The sequence below is a fragment of the Micromonospora sp. NPDC047521 genome, from assembly GCF_055587305.1.
On the sequence record NZ_JBVJGN010000006.1, the window covers coordinates 1 to 14,764 of the forward strand.

The 14,764-nt window shown below is 73.0% G+C and carries 9 protein-coding genes; 5 read left to right on the top strand and 4 right to left on the bottom strand.

Translation table 11 applies throughout. The features are described 5' to 3' along the window. The first annotated feature begins 113 nt into the window (after window positions 1-113). Window positions 114-1,061, top strand: a complete 948-nt coding sequence (locus ACZ6N8_RS15075) for a cyclase family protein (RefSeq protein ID WP_466010391.1) — start codon at window positions 114-116, stop codon at window positions 1,059-1,061. Between the two features lie 2 nt (window positions 1,062-1,063). Here ACZ6N8_RS15075 and ACZ6N8_RS15080 read toward each other — a convergent pair whose 3' ends face one another. Continuing rightward, complete coding sequence (locus tag ACZ6N8_RS15080; protein WP_466010393.1) at window positions 1,064-2,884, bottom strand: VanW family protein; 1,821 nt, start codon at window positions 2,882-2,884, stop codon at window positions 1,064-1,066. Between the two features lie 182 nt (window positions 2,885-3,066). Here ACZ6N8_RS15080 and nudC point away from each other — a divergent pair, with 182 nt between their 5' ends. Next, window positions 3,067-3,984: an NAD(+) diphosphatase gene (nudC, locus tag ACZ6N8_RS15085; RefSeq protein WP_466010395.1), complete on the top strand. Its 918-nt coding sequence runs from the start codon at window positions 3,067-3,069 to the stop codon at window positions 3,982-3,984. Here nudC and ACZ6N8_RS15090 read toward each other — a convergent pair. Both ACZ6N8_RS15090 and ACZ6N8_RS15095 read right to left on the bottom strand, forming a co-directional pair. Next, complete coding sequence (locus tag ACZ6N8_RS15090) at window positions 3,981-5,183, bottom strand: polysaccharide biosynthesis protein (protein ID WP_466010397.1); 1,203 nt, start codon at window positions 5,181-5,183, stop codon at window positions 3,981-3,983. The genes nudC and ACZ6N8_RS15090 overlap by 4 nt on opposite strands. Continuing rightward, window positions 5,180-9,478, bottom strand: coding sequence for an alpha-(1->3)-arabinofuranosyltransferase (locus tag ACZ6N8_RS15095; RefSeq protein WP_466010399.1), 4,299 nt, complete (start codon window positions 9,476-9,478; stop codon window positions 5,180-5,182). The genes ACZ6N8_RS15090 and ACZ6N8_RS15095 overlap by 4 nt, the downstream gene beginning before the upstream one ends. A 167-nt stretch (window positions 9,479-9,645) precedes the next feature. Between ACZ6N8_RS15095 and ACZ6N8_RS15100 the strand changes: the two genes are divergently transcribed. Genes ACZ6N8_RS15100 through ACZ6N8_RS15110 form a run of 3 tightly spaced genes read left to right on the top strand, consistent with a single transcriptional unit; the run spans window position 9,646 to window position 13,505 of the window. Beyond that, entirely contained in the window at window positions 9,646-11,523 is a 1,878-nt protein-coding gene (locus ACZ6N8_RS15100) for a hypothetical protein (protein WP_466010886.1), read from the top strand. Further along, a complete protein-coding gene (locus tag ACZ6N8_RS15105; protein WP_466010401.1) occupies window positions 11,524-13,275 on the top strand; it encodes an MmpA family trehalose lipid delivery protein in 1,752 nt (583 codons plus the stop codon). Between the two features lie 35 nt (window positions 13,276-13,310). After that, entirely contained in the window at window positions 13,311-13,505 is a 195-nt protein-coding gene (locus tag ACZ6N8_RS15110; RefSeq protein ID WP_139584335.1) for a hypothetical protein, read from the top strand. Here the strand turns inward: ACZ6N8_RS15110 and ACZ6N8_RS15115 are convergent. Beyond that, on the bottom strand, window positions 13,490-14,668 hold the full coding sequence (locus ACZ6N8_RS15115) for a glycosyltransferase family 4 protein (protein WP_466010888.1): 1,179 nt from the start codon (window positions 14,666-14,668) through the stop codon (window positions 13,490-13,492). The two genes, ACZ6N8_RS15110 and ACZ6N8_RS15115, sit on opposite strands and share 16 nt — an antisense overlap. Between the last annotated feature and the right edge of the window lie 96 nt (window positions 14,669-14,764).

The window sequence follows — 14,764 nt, forward strand, 5'->3', positions numbered from 1 at the left end:
GGTGTGGGAGAGTAGGACGCCGCCGGACAATCATTCCAGAACGGGTCACCCTCACGGGTGACCCGTTCTGCGTTTCCCGGACCGTTTCCGCAGCCGGAGGAGTTGACGCTGAGATGGCCGCAGTGCGACCGACGCAGGACGACGTGCTCGGGTACTTCGACACGTTGTCGAACTGGGGACGCTGGGGCGACGACGACGAACTCGGGACCCTGAACCACATCACCGACGAGGTCCGGCTGGCGGCGGCGCGGGCCGTACGCCACGGCAGGAGCGTGTCCTGCGCGTGGGAGGTTGCCGTGCCGGACGACATGGAGCGGTCCACGACCACGTGCCCGCGCGCCGTCGAGATGCCGGGCGCCGAGAACATGCCGCCCGCCTTCCACGCCGACCGGCGCTGGGGCTTCTCGTCGGAGCGGCTCGGCCTCATGTTCCACGGCAACACCCTCACCCACGTCGACTCGCCGGCTCACATCTTCTGGGACGGCAGCATGTACAACGGGCGGCCGTCCTCGCTTGTCGACGCGGCAACGGGATCGGCCTGGGCGGCGGTCACGGCGGCGGCGAACGGGATCATCACGCGTGGCGTCCTACTGGACGTGGCCGGGGCCCGCGGCGTGCCGTGGTTGGAACCGGGGCAGGGTGTGTTCCCCGACGATCTTGAGGAGGCCGAACGCCGCCAGGGCGTACGTGTGCGACCAGGCGACGCGGTGCTCCTGCGCACCGGCTACGGCCGATCCCGGCACGAGAGCGGGCCGGCAGGCGGATTCAGCCAGGCCGGCTGGCACGCGTCCTGCCTGCCGTGGCTCCACGAACGCGACGTCGCGCTGATCGGCGCCGACACCCCTCAGGACGTTCAGCCGTCGGGGTACGACGACGTGTTGATGCCAGTGCACGCCGTGAGCCTCGTCGCGATGGGCCTCTGGCTGCTCGACAACTGCGACCTGGAGGCGTGCGCGGCAACCGCTGCCGAACTCGACCAGTGGGACTTCCAGCTCGCGGTCGCGCCGGTCCGCTTCGCCGGCACGTCCGGCAGCCCGGTCAACCCGATCGCCACCTTCTGACCTCAGGACGGCTTCGGGCCGCAGACGTAGCGGGGTTCCGCGTCGTAGCGCCAGCTGAACTTCTCCCGCTTGACCACCACGCCGCCCTTCTTGATGACCCGGAAGGCGTCCTGGGTGAAACCGTTTATGCCGTTGCTCGGAATGCACGACGGACCGGGTTCGAGGTGGATGACCTTCGGCGTGGTGATGTTGCGGCGCGGGCCGTACTCGGTCTTCACGCTGTCGTAGATCTTCGTGCTCCAGATCGACACGGTCACCGAACTCGACGTGACCGACGTGTCGATGAGCAGGCCGTACTCGGTGTTGTTGCGGAACTTGAAGTCCAGGTCCGGCCAGAAGATCGTCGACTCGATGACCGCCGGGTACCTGTCGAACCAGTACGAGTGCGGCTTGTGCTCGACGTCCTCCAGGCCTGCGTAGTAGGTGGCGTTGAACAGCGTCGTGGTGAACTGCGAGGTGCCGCCGCCGACGCCCGGCACCAACTTGCCGTCCAGGATCACCGGGGCATCCCGGTAGCCCTGCGCGTAGCCCCGTTCGCCGGTGTGGCCGTTCAGCGAGAACGTCTTGCCGGGCAGGACTACGGTGCCGTCCACCTCCTTGGCGATGGTGGCGATGTTCTGGCTGCGCGACGACGCCATGCCGCCGGTGAACCGGGTGGTGAATGTGGAAACCCGCTCCTTGATGCCCAGGCCGGCCAGTTTCTCGGCGGTCAGCGCCGGCGGTGTCGGCTTCAGCTCGCCGGTGACCTCGCGTCCCTCCGACTTCGGCAGCACCGCCAGTAGGTCGCGGCCCAGATCGGCCGTGTCGAGCTGCTGGCCGGGCCGGCCCTCGACGACCTTCGGCTGGCCGCCGGAGATGGTCATCGTGGCGTCCTTCGGCGGCACCTCGATGGCGTTCAGGTCGTCGCCGAGTGCCGTGCGCAGCCGCTTGACGTCCACGCTCGGGGTCAGCTTGCCGGTCTTGTCGGCGGTGAACCGCAGACTCTTCGCGATGGCGGCGGGCGGTACCTTCACCGAGCCCTTGTCGGTACGCAGCGTGACCGGCGCTGCCACCGCCGGCTTCGCCAGCTCGGTGACGAGCTTCTCCAGCTCCTCCGCAGTGGTCGCCGGGTGGCTCTCCACGAGCGGCACGGTGATCGGGTCACCGGCCAGCCAGCCGGCGCGGACCAGGTCGGCGGAGCGCTGCGGGTCGAGTGCCAGCCCCGGCTTGGGCTGCACGACCTTCGGGGTGGTGCCCTTGAAGGTGATCGCCGGCATGGTCATCCCACGGGCCTCGTCGCCGACTGCCTGGCCCAGTGCCGCGTCCAGCCGGCCCACGTCGATGGTGACCACCGGGTCGACGGTGCGGGAGCCGACCAGTCGACTGACCGGGTGCGCGTCGGCCTCGGCCGCCGCCGCGACGGTGGCGGGTACGTCGATGGCCAGCCCCACGTCCGCCGGGTTGATCTCGGCGGTGCGCTGCCCGACGGTGACCCGCAGCGGCGCGGCGAGGGCCGCCGCGCGCCGGTCCAGCTCCGCGCGCAAAGCGCGGTCCGCGTCGGTACGGCTCCGGCCGCCCAGTTCGGCGCCGAGCACCGTGGTGCCCCTGGGGACGTCTCCGGCGTACGCCCAGGCACCGGCGCCCGCCACGGCGGCGAACACACCACCTGTCACGCCGGCCGCGAGGAGGATCCGCATCCGGCGACCACGGCGTGGGGTGTCCTCCGGCTCACCGACGGCCGGCGCGGGCACTGTTGCCGGGCCGTCGTCGGGCCAGGTGACCGCGGTGACCTGCACGGTGGGCCGGTCGTCGGCGGGTGGACTTTTTTCGCCGTACAGCGTCACTACAACCTCGATCGCCAGGATGTCGCGGGAGGTCCACCCTCCCGGAGGACACCTACGGTAGCCAATGGCCAGCCGTGGTCGTGGGCTGCGCCCACCCGCGCGGGTACGGCGTGTCGGCCGGCGTGTCGTGCCGGGGCGGGGGCGGTGCCGGTGACGTGCCGCCGACCTGGCACGGTGACGGGGTGGGTGCTGCGGAGCGGGTGCTGGCGTACGGCGGTGGTCGGTTGGACCGGGCGGGTGCGCTGCGCACCGACGCGACCCGGCTGGACGCGCTGCTCGACAAGTCGGACACCGTCGTCCTGCCGCTGTGGCGGGACCGCTGTCTCGTCGACGGGGACGGTCCGGTCCGGTTGACCGCCGAGCGGGCGTCGCTCGCCCGGTCCGCCGCCGGTGAGACGGTCTTCCTGGGCCTCGACGGTGACGCCGCCGTGTTCGCCGTGGACCTGTCCGGGCTCGACGAGCGGTCCGCCGTCGAGATGGCAGGTGCGGTGCGGTCCACAGACGTACGGGCGCTTGTCGGTCGGCTCGACGCGGACGGCGCGGCCGTGCAGGCGTACGCCCGGGGGTTGCTGCACTGGCACCGGCAGCAGCGGTACTGCGGCACCTGCGGCGCGACGGCAGTGATCGGCGGCGGCGGACACGTCCGGACGTGCACCGGCGCGGAGTGCGGACGGCTGCTGTTCCCCCGCATCGAACCGGCGATCATCGTGCTGGTCGAGGCGCCCGGCCCGCCGGGACGCTGCCTGCTGGCCCGGCACGCCGGTGCGGCCCCCGACGCGTACTCGACGTTGGCCGGCTTCGTCGAGGTCGGTGAGAGCCTGGAGGACGCGGTCCGTCGCGAGATGGCCGAGGAGGCCGGGATCATCGTCACCGACGTGACCTACCAGGGCTCGCAGGCGTGGCCGTTCCCCGCCGGCCTGATGGTGGGCTTCCGGGCCACCGCCACGTCCGAGGAGGTACGTGTCGACGGCGAGGAGCTGCTGGAGGCACGCTGGTTCACCCGGGCGGACCTGCGGGAGCGGGTGGCCTCCGGTCGTACGCTCGGCCGGGTCGACGCGATCGACCACCGCCTGCTGCACGACTGGCTCGCGGAGAGCTAGACGGATCGGCGGGCGGGCAGCGCCATCAGCACAGTCGTCACGAGGGCCGTGCCGAGGGCGAGCAGGAGGAGATCGGAGACGGTGCGGGGTCGCGTGATCGCCGCGACGGTGACGAGCCCGGCCGTGCCCACCCACAGGGGTGCCGCGGGCCACCGTACGCCGGCCGCGAGACGGTCGTTGAGCAGCACAAACGCCACCGCGTAGAGCCCACCGACCGTGGCGAAGATCGGCGCGTACCGGCCCAGGTGGGTGTAGTCCGGTCCACCGGCGAGCCGGAAGGCCAGCCCGCCGGCCAGCGTCGACGCGAGCACCAGCACCAGACCGCACCCACCGGTCACGGCGAGAGCCACGGTACGGCTGCGGCGGTCGCCGCGCGCCAGACGTGGCAGGGCGAGGACGGCGGCGACCTGCGGCGCCCACAGCGCGCCCTTGCTCAGGACGGTGCCCACCGCGTACGCCCCGGACCCGGACGGGGGAAGCAGTTGCCGGGCCAGGAGCAGGTCGGCGTAGGAGACGACGAGCATCGCCAGGGTCGCGCCGCAGCCGGCGGTCACCTGGGCGACTGTCAGTCGTGGCGCGGTGGTCGACCGGTCGGGTGTGCGGGCGATCCGGGCCAGCACGACCGGGGTGAGCGCGGCGGTCAGCGCGCCGGCCGTGAGCGCGCCGGTCAGCCCGGTGCCGAGCAGCAGCCCGGCGATCACTCCGCCGTACCGGCCGGCGGCGAGCAGGGCCATCGCGGCGGCCAGGCGCAGGAACCGTTGGCTGCCCTGCAACTCGCCGAGCGAACGGGACGACAACACGACCGCGGCGGTGGTGACCGCCAGCAGTGCGGGTACCTCGACGGGCAGGTCCAGGGCGGTGACCAGCAGCGGTGTCGCCAGGATCAGCGCCGTGGCGCTCACGGCGGCGGTCACCGCGGTGAGTCGCCTCGTGTCGGACGAACCGTGCCGGGCGTGGTGCACGGCCACGGCCAGTTGCAGGCCGAGGCCGGGTACGGCGGCGATCGCCACCAGACCCAGGGCTGTGGCGAGCGCGCTGAGGCCGGCCGGGTCGAGCCGGCGGGCGGCGAGGACCGGCACCAGGTAGGCCAGGCCGTTGACGAGGACGCCGGCCAGGGTGACGGCGGCTCCGGCCGCGCCCAGGCCTGTGCTGCGTCCGCCCGTCGGGGCCGTCTCCGTCGTCGGCTCGGGACGGCTCATGTGATCTCGCTGAGGGCGGGCGCGGTCGGTTCCGGCTGCTCGTCCGGGGCGGTGCGCTGGGCGGGAGCGGCGGGTGCCGCGGTCGGCCTGATCCGGCGTACGGGTCGTCGGCGGGCGGCGGTGGAGATCCAGAGGGCACCCAGCGCGACGACGATCGCGAGCTGCGAGGCGGCGTCGGTGTGCCGGTGCGCCGACTCGAGGTAGAGCCATCCGGCGAGCACGACGAGCCCACCGGGGAGCCAGGTCTCGACAGCCCGGCTGATCATCCGGGCCCGCCGGGGATCGGTCGTCCAGGGCAGGCGGCGCGGTCCGGGTACGGCAAGCATGAACCCGGCCGCCACGAGCAGGCCACCGATGAGCCCGCTGGACAGCACCAGCGCGCCGGCGCCCACGGCCAGCAGCGGCAGGGACCGGGTGAGTCGGCGCCTGCCGCGCGGTACGGCGGTGCTCCCGGCCGGCGTGCGCTGCGGCAGCACCGCGAGGAGGACCACCACCGCCAGCAGGATGCCGCCGAGCAGCAGACCCGCCCGGTACGTGGTGTCCGGGGCGAAGCGCAGCACCACCTCGCCGGAGACGCCGGCGGGAAGGACCCAGCCCTGCTGCCAGCCGTCCACCACAAGTGGCGTGAGCGTCCGCCCACCGATTGTCGCCTGCCAGCCGGTGTTGGTGTTCTCCCGCACGGCGAGCACCCGGTCGACGGGGCGCTCGTCCACCCGTACCCGTCGTTCGGTGGCTGCCCACGACTCGACCTGGACGGGACTGGCGGCCACCGCCGGGGCGGGCGCGACCTTCTGCGGCACGAGGGCGACAAGGGTCGGTGCGGCAAGCGTGCCGGCGGTGGCGACGACGCGGTGCTCGCCGCGGTCCAGGTCCAGGCGCCTGGGTGTCTCCCTGCCGCACGGCGTGACCGGCATGTCGCGCAGCTCGAGCAGGTCGCGCAGGGTGCCGCTGAGGGTGGTGGTGACCCGGGCCGTGCCGACGGCGAGCGTCGGCCCCGATCCGCAGGCCAGCTTCAGGGGGGTGTCGAGGCGCGGCGTGACGGTGGACGCCCCGGGCAGCACTGTCACCTCACCGACCGCGACGGGCAGCGTCTCCGGCAGCCGCAGCTTGTACGGGTCGGTGCTGGTGGCGGACGGCTTGTCGAGGAACTGGATGGTGATCTCGTCGGTGCGCATCGGCGGGTCCAGGCGGAGCAGCCCGTCGTCGCCGACCAGGCTGCTGCGGAAACCGTCGTCGCCGACCACCCGGACACTGCCGATGCGCGTGGCCGCCGCCTCGTCGTCGACGGAGAAGCGGAGCCCACTGATGGTCTGCGGCTTGAGCCACTTGAGGCGCAGGATCGGGGCCTCGTCGTTGGCCGCCGGCGACCAGCTGGTCGCCGGATTGCCGTCGAGCACCACCCCGGCCCGGCCGGTCGGGTCGGGCACCGACGTCGAGGAGGCGCTGATCTGCGGCGCGAGGCGCAGCGGCTGCGCGTCGGCCACCAGCTTGTCGACTGTCGCGTCCAGGTCCGGGCCGGGTGTCGGCCGCGCCCACAGCCGGGCGTCGTACGCGCCGGCGCTGGGCAGGGTCAGGGTCCGGTCGACCGTGGACGCGTCCTCGGAGCCGCGGACGGCGTCGGTGGAGCAGCGGGGCCGCCCGTCGACCGAGAAGCAGGCAGGTGTGCTGGGGGCCGCCGACATCACCACCGTCGCCGGTTGCGTGGTGGCCGGTGCGGCGGGAAGCACGAGGGTCCGGCCGGTCCTGATCCCGGGAATCTTGATCTCGGCGATGCCCACCGACCCGTTGCCGAACGGGCGGAGGTCGTACGCGCCGTCGACCGAGACCTGGACGTCGCGGGTGGCGTGCACGCCTGGCAGTTCGAAGACCATGTGGTCGGTGAACTGCTCGATCGTGCGGCTCTCGTACCCGGCGGTGACTGTCACCGTCGTGGGCAGCGCGTCGGCCTTCAGGTCGAACCACACCTCAACCCTCGTGACCCGTGTCGCGTTCGCGAGGGCAACCTCGATCCACTGCCTGTCGCTCGGCGCGTACGGGGCGGACTGCCAGGAGGTCGCCGGGTTGCCGTCCATCGCCGCGTACGGCTGGTGCTCCGGACGGGTGCCGCCGGGCGAGTCGACCTGCGACCTCGCCGTCGAGGCGCGGACCGCGCTGATGCCCTCGAAGCGGGCCACGGTGGATCGCTCCGCGCCCCACTCGGGCAGGTAGTCGTGTGCCGGCGCCGACACGTCGAAGGTGTCGTCGGCGGTCAGGGTCTGCGAGGAGTTGTCGCGCAGCCGGCCGAACGACACGTCCCGCCTGCGCAGCCCGTCGGTCATGGCGACCGACCCGGCGTCACCGGGCGGCGCGTCGCCGGCCAGGACCGTGGGCGCCGCGCTCAGTTGACCCGCCGCGGCGAGGTCGAGAAGCGACTCGGGGCCGCCGACGACCGTGGTCACGTCGTCCCGGTCGTAGGCGACCACCGGATCGACGGCCCGGTCGACCCGGTAGACCTCCAGCGCGCGTACCGGCACGTCGAGGCCCTGGTCGCGGAACTCGTCGGGAGACGACGGGCCGCCGCGTACCGGGCCGAACGAGGTGACGAGGGTCAGCCCCGGTGAGCGGTCCAGGGCCTGCCGGACCACCGCCGGGCGGGCCGTGTCGGAGCGGCCGTGGTCGAGGTCGGCGCGGAACAGGACGTGGCTGATCCCGGATCGGGCGAGCAGGTCGGCCAGACCGGTCGAGCCGGCGCCGGTGGCGAGCGTCGCCTCGATGGCGTCCAGCAGCCGGATCGTGGTGGGCGGCGTGAACGGGATGGCGTTGCGGACGGCCCACCGGCTGTCCAGCAGCGGCTGGGTGATCTCGTCCGTGGTGCTGCCCCAGTCGTACGACGGGAAGCGCGCCCCGGGAACGACGAGGACCCGGCCGCGGCCCGTGTTCGCGTCGAGCCAGTCGGTGGCCTCGTGCCAGTAGCCGGGCACGTTCTTCACGCTGCCCGGCGTGGCGAGACCGCCGGCGAGCGCGGGCGTGGCGACCCCCGCCACGGCGACCATCGCCACGCCGGCGGTGAGCCAGGCGCGCGCGACGGTACGTGGGCGCTGCCGTTCGGGTGCCGTGCGGGCCGCCCGGACGGCAAGGCCGATCAGGTGCGCCATGCCGAGCGCCAGCGGCAGTCGCAGCAGGACGTCGAACTTGTGCACGTTGCGCAGTGGCGCGCCGACGCCGTCGAGGAACTCCTGCTGCGGCCCGGCGAGGATGTTCGGCAGATCGCCGACGTGGCCGAGACCGACGAGCGCGGCGCCGAGCACCAGACCGGTGACGAGGAACCGGCGGTGCGGCATGCCGCGTCGGGACAGCCCGAGGACGCCGAGGGCGGCGACCGTCAGGGTGGCGGCGACCAGCAGCGACTCGTTGCCGAGCCGCGAGCCGGACGGGATCGTCGGACCGAACGCGGAGCCCAGGTACGCCACCCAGTAGGAGGCGCCGCGCAACGTCGTCACCGCGTCGGTGACGCTCGTGGTGTTCCGGGCGGTCTCGATGTAGTCGAGGAACGGTGGGCTGTACCGCCCGAGGACCAGCAGCGGCACCAGCCACCATGCCGTGGCCAGGGCGACCGCGCCGCACCAGGCGGCCAGCGCGGTGACGCGACGGCGTACCGGCGTGAGGGTGGCGAGCCAGAGCAGGGCGAGCGGCACCACCGCGGCCACGGCCGTGGCGTTGACGCCGCCGGCGCAGGCCACGGCGACCGCCGACCCGGCGACGGCACGCCGCAGCGGGGTGGTGCCCTTGGCCAGACCCACGAGGGGGATGAGCACCCACGGGGCGATGGCGCTCGGCCACGCCTCCACCGACGACCAGCCGAGCTGGGTGAGGATCCGGGGCGACAGCGCGAAGGCGACACCCGCGATCATGCGTCCGGCGGGTGTGCCGATGCCGAGCCGGCCCGCGAGCCGCACCGCACCCAGGTACGCGACGCAGAAGAGCAGTGCCCACCACAGCCGCTGGACCACCCACGGCGCGAGACCCAGTTCCGACCCGAGCAGGAAGAACGGACCCATCGGCCAGAGATATCCGTACGCCTGGTTCTGGAGCTGACCGAACGTGCCGGTCGGGTCCCACAGGTGCAGCGAGCGCAGCAGCCACCCGGCCGGGTTCACGTTCAGGTCGACCTTGGTGTCGGGGACGACCTGCCCCGGGGCCTGCTGGAAGGCGAGGGCGGTGAGCGCGATGCAGATGGTCAGGTGCCGGAAACGCCGGGCGGTACGCCGGGTACGACTGGACGCCGGAGCGACGTCACCTGTCACCTCTGCACGCATTTCGGCTCCTGTCTCCGCCAGCCGGACACGCACGCGCAGCCGACATGTGTCGCGCGACGTTATCCGGACCGGGCACGGACTGGCGACCTGGGGCGCTGCGGTGGCGTTATCGGGAGAACGGCCGTCCCCACGGCGTGTAAGCGTGTGGCAGGCTGCCGACCATGTCAATGCCAGAAGCTGAGGCCGAGACGCGTCCGGGGGGTGTCGACGGCGACGGCGACGGGCCGGGGCCGGTCGGCCGATGGCTCCGGGCCGACCGGGTTCGCGCGGTCGCGGTCGCCCTCCTCGTCATGTCCGTCGCCTGGCGTGCCGGCCTCGCCGCCCGTGGCTGGTTCTCCCAGGACGAGTTCGTCATCGCCGCGCAGGTCCTGGACACCAGGCTGGACGTGGACTACCTGATGCGGACGTTCAACAACCACCTCATGCCGGGCGGTCTGCTGGTGGCCTGGGCGATGGTGCGGGTGGCCGGCTTCGCCAGCTGGCCGTGGGTGCTGCTGCTCGCGTTCGGTCAGGCGGCGGTCGGCTTCGCCCTGTACCGGCTGCTGCGGGACCTGCTCCGGCCGGGCTGGGGACTGCTGATCCCGCTGTGCCTGTTCGTGTTCAGCCCGCTGACGCTCGAGGTGTCGTCGCTGTGGCTGGTCGGCCTGCTCGTGTTGCCGACACAGCTGGCGCTGGTCCTGGCGGTGTCGGCCCAGGTGCGGTACGTGCGGACGGGCCGCCTGCGGCACCTCGTCACGGTCGCCGTCTGGGTGGTGTTCGGGCTGCTCTTCGACACCAAGGCCCTGCTGATCGTGCCGCTGCTGTTCCTGCTCACCGCCTTCCTGTTCACGTCGGGGCGGGCGTGGCGCAGCCTGGTGACGACAGTGCGTCGGTACTGGCCGGCGTGGCTGGTGCTCGGGGTGCTCTCCGGGGCGTACCTGGCGTTCTATCTGACCCGCCCGGCTCGCGAGCTGGACGAACCCACGTCGGTCGGTCAGGTCCTCACGTTCCTCGGTGACCTGGTCGGCGACACTGTCGTACCGGGTCTGCTCGGTGGGCCCTGGCGGTGGACGTACGCCGGTGACGGGCCACCGCTTGTGGATCCGTACGAGGTCGCCAAGTGGTTGTCCTGGGCGGTGCTGGTGACGCTGGTCGTGGTCACGGTGCGGCGACGCCCGTCGGCCGGGCGGGCCTGGCTCCTGCTCGTGTGCTACCTCGGCCTGGTCGCGGCGCTCTTCGCGGTGACCCGGCTCGGTGGGCCGCTCGGCCCGCTGGTGGGCGTGATCCCCCGGTACGTCGCCGACGTGGTGCTCGTCGCCGCGATCTGTGTGGGCGCGGCCCTGCTGGGCACGAAGGACGCCAACGAGGACGACGTCTCCGCGTGGCCGGTGCCGACGGTCCTGCGGGAGCCGGGGGCCTTCGCGGTCGGCCTGGTCTCGATCATCGTCCTGCTGGCCGGCATCGGGGTGGGCACGCTGTGGAGCACTGCCCGTTTCGGGGACAACTGGAGCACCAAGCACGGGCGGGACTACCTCGCCACGGCGCAGGCCGAGCTGGCCGCCGCGCCGCCGACCACCGTCTTCTTCGACACCACCGTTCCGGAGCGGGTGGTGGCTGGGTACTTCTGGCCGGACAACCTCCAGTCGCACTTCTTCCGGCCGGCGGAGCGCAGGCCCACGTTCGTCGAGCTGGCCGAGAGGCCGTCGACGTTCGACGAGTCCGGCCGGATCCGTCCGGTAGCCGTCGAGGGGCGCAAGATCGTGCCGGGCCCGGTGGCCGACTGCGGGCACCTGGCCGAGGGCGGGCGGACCACCCGGATCATGATGGACGGCTACCTGGAGGAGTGGCCGTACGTGGTGCAGTTCGGTTACCTCAGCTCGGGGGACTCGACGGCGCTGTTCCAGCTCGGCGACGCCACCCGGGAGATCACCCTGCGGCGTGGTCTGAACGAGGTGTTCTTCCTGATGGAGGGCGGCGGAGACTCCGTCCGGATCACCGTGGCCACCCCGGGGGTGGGGGTGTGCACCCAACTGATCACCGTCGGCCGGGCGGTACCGGCGGCGTGAATGGTTGACCGACCCGCCGACGTCGACACCCCGCGACGGTGGGCGCGGGACACACTGCCGCTGTACGTCGCGGCGGTGACCGTCACGGTGCTGGTGCTCGCTCCGTTGGCCGCACCCGGGTACGCGCTGCTGTACGACATGGTGTTCGTACCCCGGCAGCCGTTGACCTGGGATCTCGTCGCCCCGGCGCAGAGCCTGCCCCGCGCGGTGCCGATGGACGCGCTGGTCTCCCTGGTCACCCAGCTCGTCCCGGGCTGGTTGGTGCAGCGGTTGGCGCTGGTGGGGGCGGTGCTGCTGGCCGCCGTCGGGGCCGGCCGGCTGGTGCCGACCGACCGCCTCGCCGTCAGGTTGTTCGCCGCCGTGGCGTACGCGTGGACGCCGTACCTCGCCGAGCGGCTGCTGATCGGGCAGTGGGGGCTGCTGCTCGCGTACGCCGCGCTGCCCTGGTTGGTGCGGGCGGCGCTGGCGCTGCGGGAGGGTCGTGACGGCGCGCTGGCCCGGGTGGTGCTCGCCGCGGCTCCCGCCGCGATCACGCCGACCGGCGGGCTGATCGCGCTGGGTGTGGTTGTCCTGCTGGTGCCGCAGCGCCGCATCCCGGGCCGCCCGCTGACCCGACCTGTTCTCCTGAGCGCCAGGCGGGCGCGCGAGATGAGGTACGCGGTGGCCGGTCTGACGCTGCTCAACGCTCCCTGGGTGGTGGCGGCCCTGGTCACCGGCGCCGGTGGGTCCTCCGATCCGGCGGGGGTGGGGGCGTTCGCGGCGCGCGCCGAGAACTGGGCCGGTCCGCTGGTGGCGCTCGCCGGTACCGGTGGCATCTGGAACGCGCAGGCCACCCCGGGCAGCCGAGCCGCGCCGCTGGTGCCGCTGGCGACCCTGCTGCTGCTGGTCCTCGCCGGTGTCGGTGTCGGGCTGCTGCGGCGTCGGCTGCCGGCGGGTACGACGTTGCGGCTGGGCGTGCTGGCCGGGGTCAGCTTTCTTCTCGCCGCGTTCGCTGTGCTGCCCGGCGGGGACGCGGTGCTGCGCTGGGCCGTGGTGCACCTGCCCGGTGCGGGGCTGCTGCGGGACGGCCAGAAGTTCCTGGCCCCGTACGCCCTGCTGCTCGTGGTGTGCGCGGCGCTGGGCGCCGAGCGGCTGGTGGCCCGGCTCGACCGGGAGGTGGCGGGGGTGGTGCTGGCCGGGCTGCTGCTCCTGCCGGTGGCGGTCATGCCGGACCTGGCGTTCGGCGGCGCCGGCCGCGTCCGGCCGGTGAGCTATCCGGCGGAGTGGCGGACGGTGGCCGCGATCATCGAGGAGGAACCGGGAGAGGTCCTCTCGCTGCCACTGAACGCCTACCGGGGGTACCCGTGGAATCCCGACCGGGTGGTCCTGGACCCGGCGCCCCGCTACCTGCCGGGCACGGTCCTGATCGACGACAGGCTCCGGGTCGGCGACGTCGCGGTGGCCGGAGAGAATCCCCGGGTCCGCGAGATGCGCCAGGCGTTGGCCGAGGACCGGCCGGTCTGGACCACCGGGGTGCGCTGGGTCCTCGTGCAGCACCAGGTCTCCGGCGACCTGCCCCCCGGAACGCTCGACGGCCTGGAACTCATCCACCAGGGGCCACTCCTGAGCCTGTACCGCAATCCGACGATCGTGCCGGGACCCGAGGCGTCGGGGCCGGCCCGGCTGGCCGTCGTCGTGGCGCTCGGCATCGCCCTTCTGGTGGTCGTGGCTGCCAGCTTTTCGGCGCTACACCGGCGAGCTACCGCGTGGTAACGTCCGCTCGCACGTCTCGCCATTGGAGGATTGGCATGCGTAGAGCACTGACCCTGGTCGTGTCCGGCCTGGTGGCGGCGTTGCTGGGGATCCTGGCCCTCGGTGGGCTCTCGGCCGCCGCGACCGCCACCGACGAGGAGGCCGCCACCGAGGCCAAGAACGTCTCGGAAGCGGCCAAGCGCAACGGAAAGCAGGACCCGTACGCCCCCGAGGTTTACGGCAACAGGTAGGACGGCTCGCCCCGCTGCTGCACCGGGCGGGGCGACTCCGCATTCTCCAGCAGGGCCGCGAAGCGTCCACCCGCGACCTGCCAGGTGAAACTCGCCGCGTGCTCCCGGGCCTGCGCGCCCATCTCGCGTCGCATCTCGTCGCCGTGCAGAAGCGTGCGCACCTTCATCAGGTAGTCGTCGATGCCGTCGGCCAGCAGGCCGGTACGCCCGTCGACGACCGCCTCGGCCACGCCCCCGGCCTCCCGGAACGCCACCGTTGGCGTACCCGCCGCGCCGGCCTCCACGATCGTCAGCCCCCAGCCCTCCTTCAGCGACGGGGTCAGGGCGACCCAGGCCGAGGCGAGCAGGGCTGCCTTCTCCTCCTCGGTCACGAAGCCCCGGAAGTCCACCCGTTCGGTGATGTCCAGCTCCGCGGCCATCTCCCGCAGGTGCGGCTCCCACCAGCCCTGGCCGGCGACCACCAGCCGCAGTTGGGGCAGCTCGTCGGCGAGCGCCGCGACGGCCCGCAACGCCACCTCGACCCGCTTGTGCGGCACCAGGCGGTTCAACGTCACGAGCAGCGGGAACGGCGCCCGCTCGACGTCGGTGGGGGGCAGTTCCGGGGTGCCGTTGTGCACGACTGCCACCTGCTCGGGCGGCACGCCTAGGGTGGCCAGCTCCCGGCGGGTGGCCTCGGAGACGGTGACGTATCGGCACCGCCGGTAGACACGTACGGCGAGGGACGACTCGATCCACCAGCCGAACCGGGCGGCCCACTGTGGAAGAACCACAGGCCACTGCTCGCGGTGCACGTGGTGGATCAGCTTGACCACCGGCCGTCGTGCCCAGAGCGGGGCCAGGAACGGCAACCCGTTGCAGACGTCGACGAGGATGTCGGGCCGGCCGCCGCGCCGCGCCGCGAGCGGGCCGGCACCCAGCGCGCCCGCCAGGTAGCAGAGCGCCGCCCACAGGTAGACGGTGTGCCGCCCACCGCGCCGTACCACCCGGACGCCCGCCTCGTTGACCTCGTCGGCGGGCGCCTCGCTGTGTGCGGCGCAGAAGAGGGTGGCGCGGAAACCACGCGCCACCAGCTCGGCGGCGATCCGTTCCACGTACACCTCGGAACCGCCGCCCTCGGGGTTACGGGTGTCCCGCCAGTTGAGGAACAGCACGTGTCCGGGCATGCCGAAGCTACGCTCCACGCGAACCCTACTCTCAAGTAATTTAGGGACGCGCGTCACACTAGGGGTTGGGGCAGCCGCCCGGCAATGCCCGACGGG

Coding starts and splice junctions, on each gene's coding strand:
- ACZ6N8_RS15105 (WP_466010401.1), top strand. CDS start 11,524: ATGGTTGACCGACCCGCCGACGTCGACACCCCGCGACGGTGGGCGCGG.
- ACZ6N8_RS15090 (WP_466010397.1), bottom strand. CDS start 5,183: ATGAGCCGTCCCGAGCCGACGACGGAGACGGCCCCGACGGGCGGACGC.
- ACZ6N8_RS15115 (WP_466010888.1), bottom strand. CDS start 14,668: ATGCCCGGACACGTGCTGTTCCTCAACTGGCGGGACACCCGTAACCCC.
- ACZ6N8_RS15075 (WP_466010391.1), top strand. CDS start 114: ATGGCCGCAGTGCGACCGACGCAGGACGACGTGCTCGGGTACTTCGAC.
- ACZ6N8_RS15100 (WP_466010886.1), top strand. CDS start 9,646: ATGCCAGAAGCTGAGGCCGAGACGCGTCCGGGGGGTGTCGACGGCGAC.
- ACZ6N8_RS15095 (WP_466010399.1), bottom strand. CDS start 9,478: ATGCGTGCAGAGGTGACAGGTGACGTCGCTCCGGCGTCCAGTCGTACC.
- ACZ6N8_RS15110 (WP_139584335.1), top strand. CDS start 13,311: ATGCGTAGAGCACTGACCCTGGTCGTGTCCGGCCTGGTGGCGGCGTTG.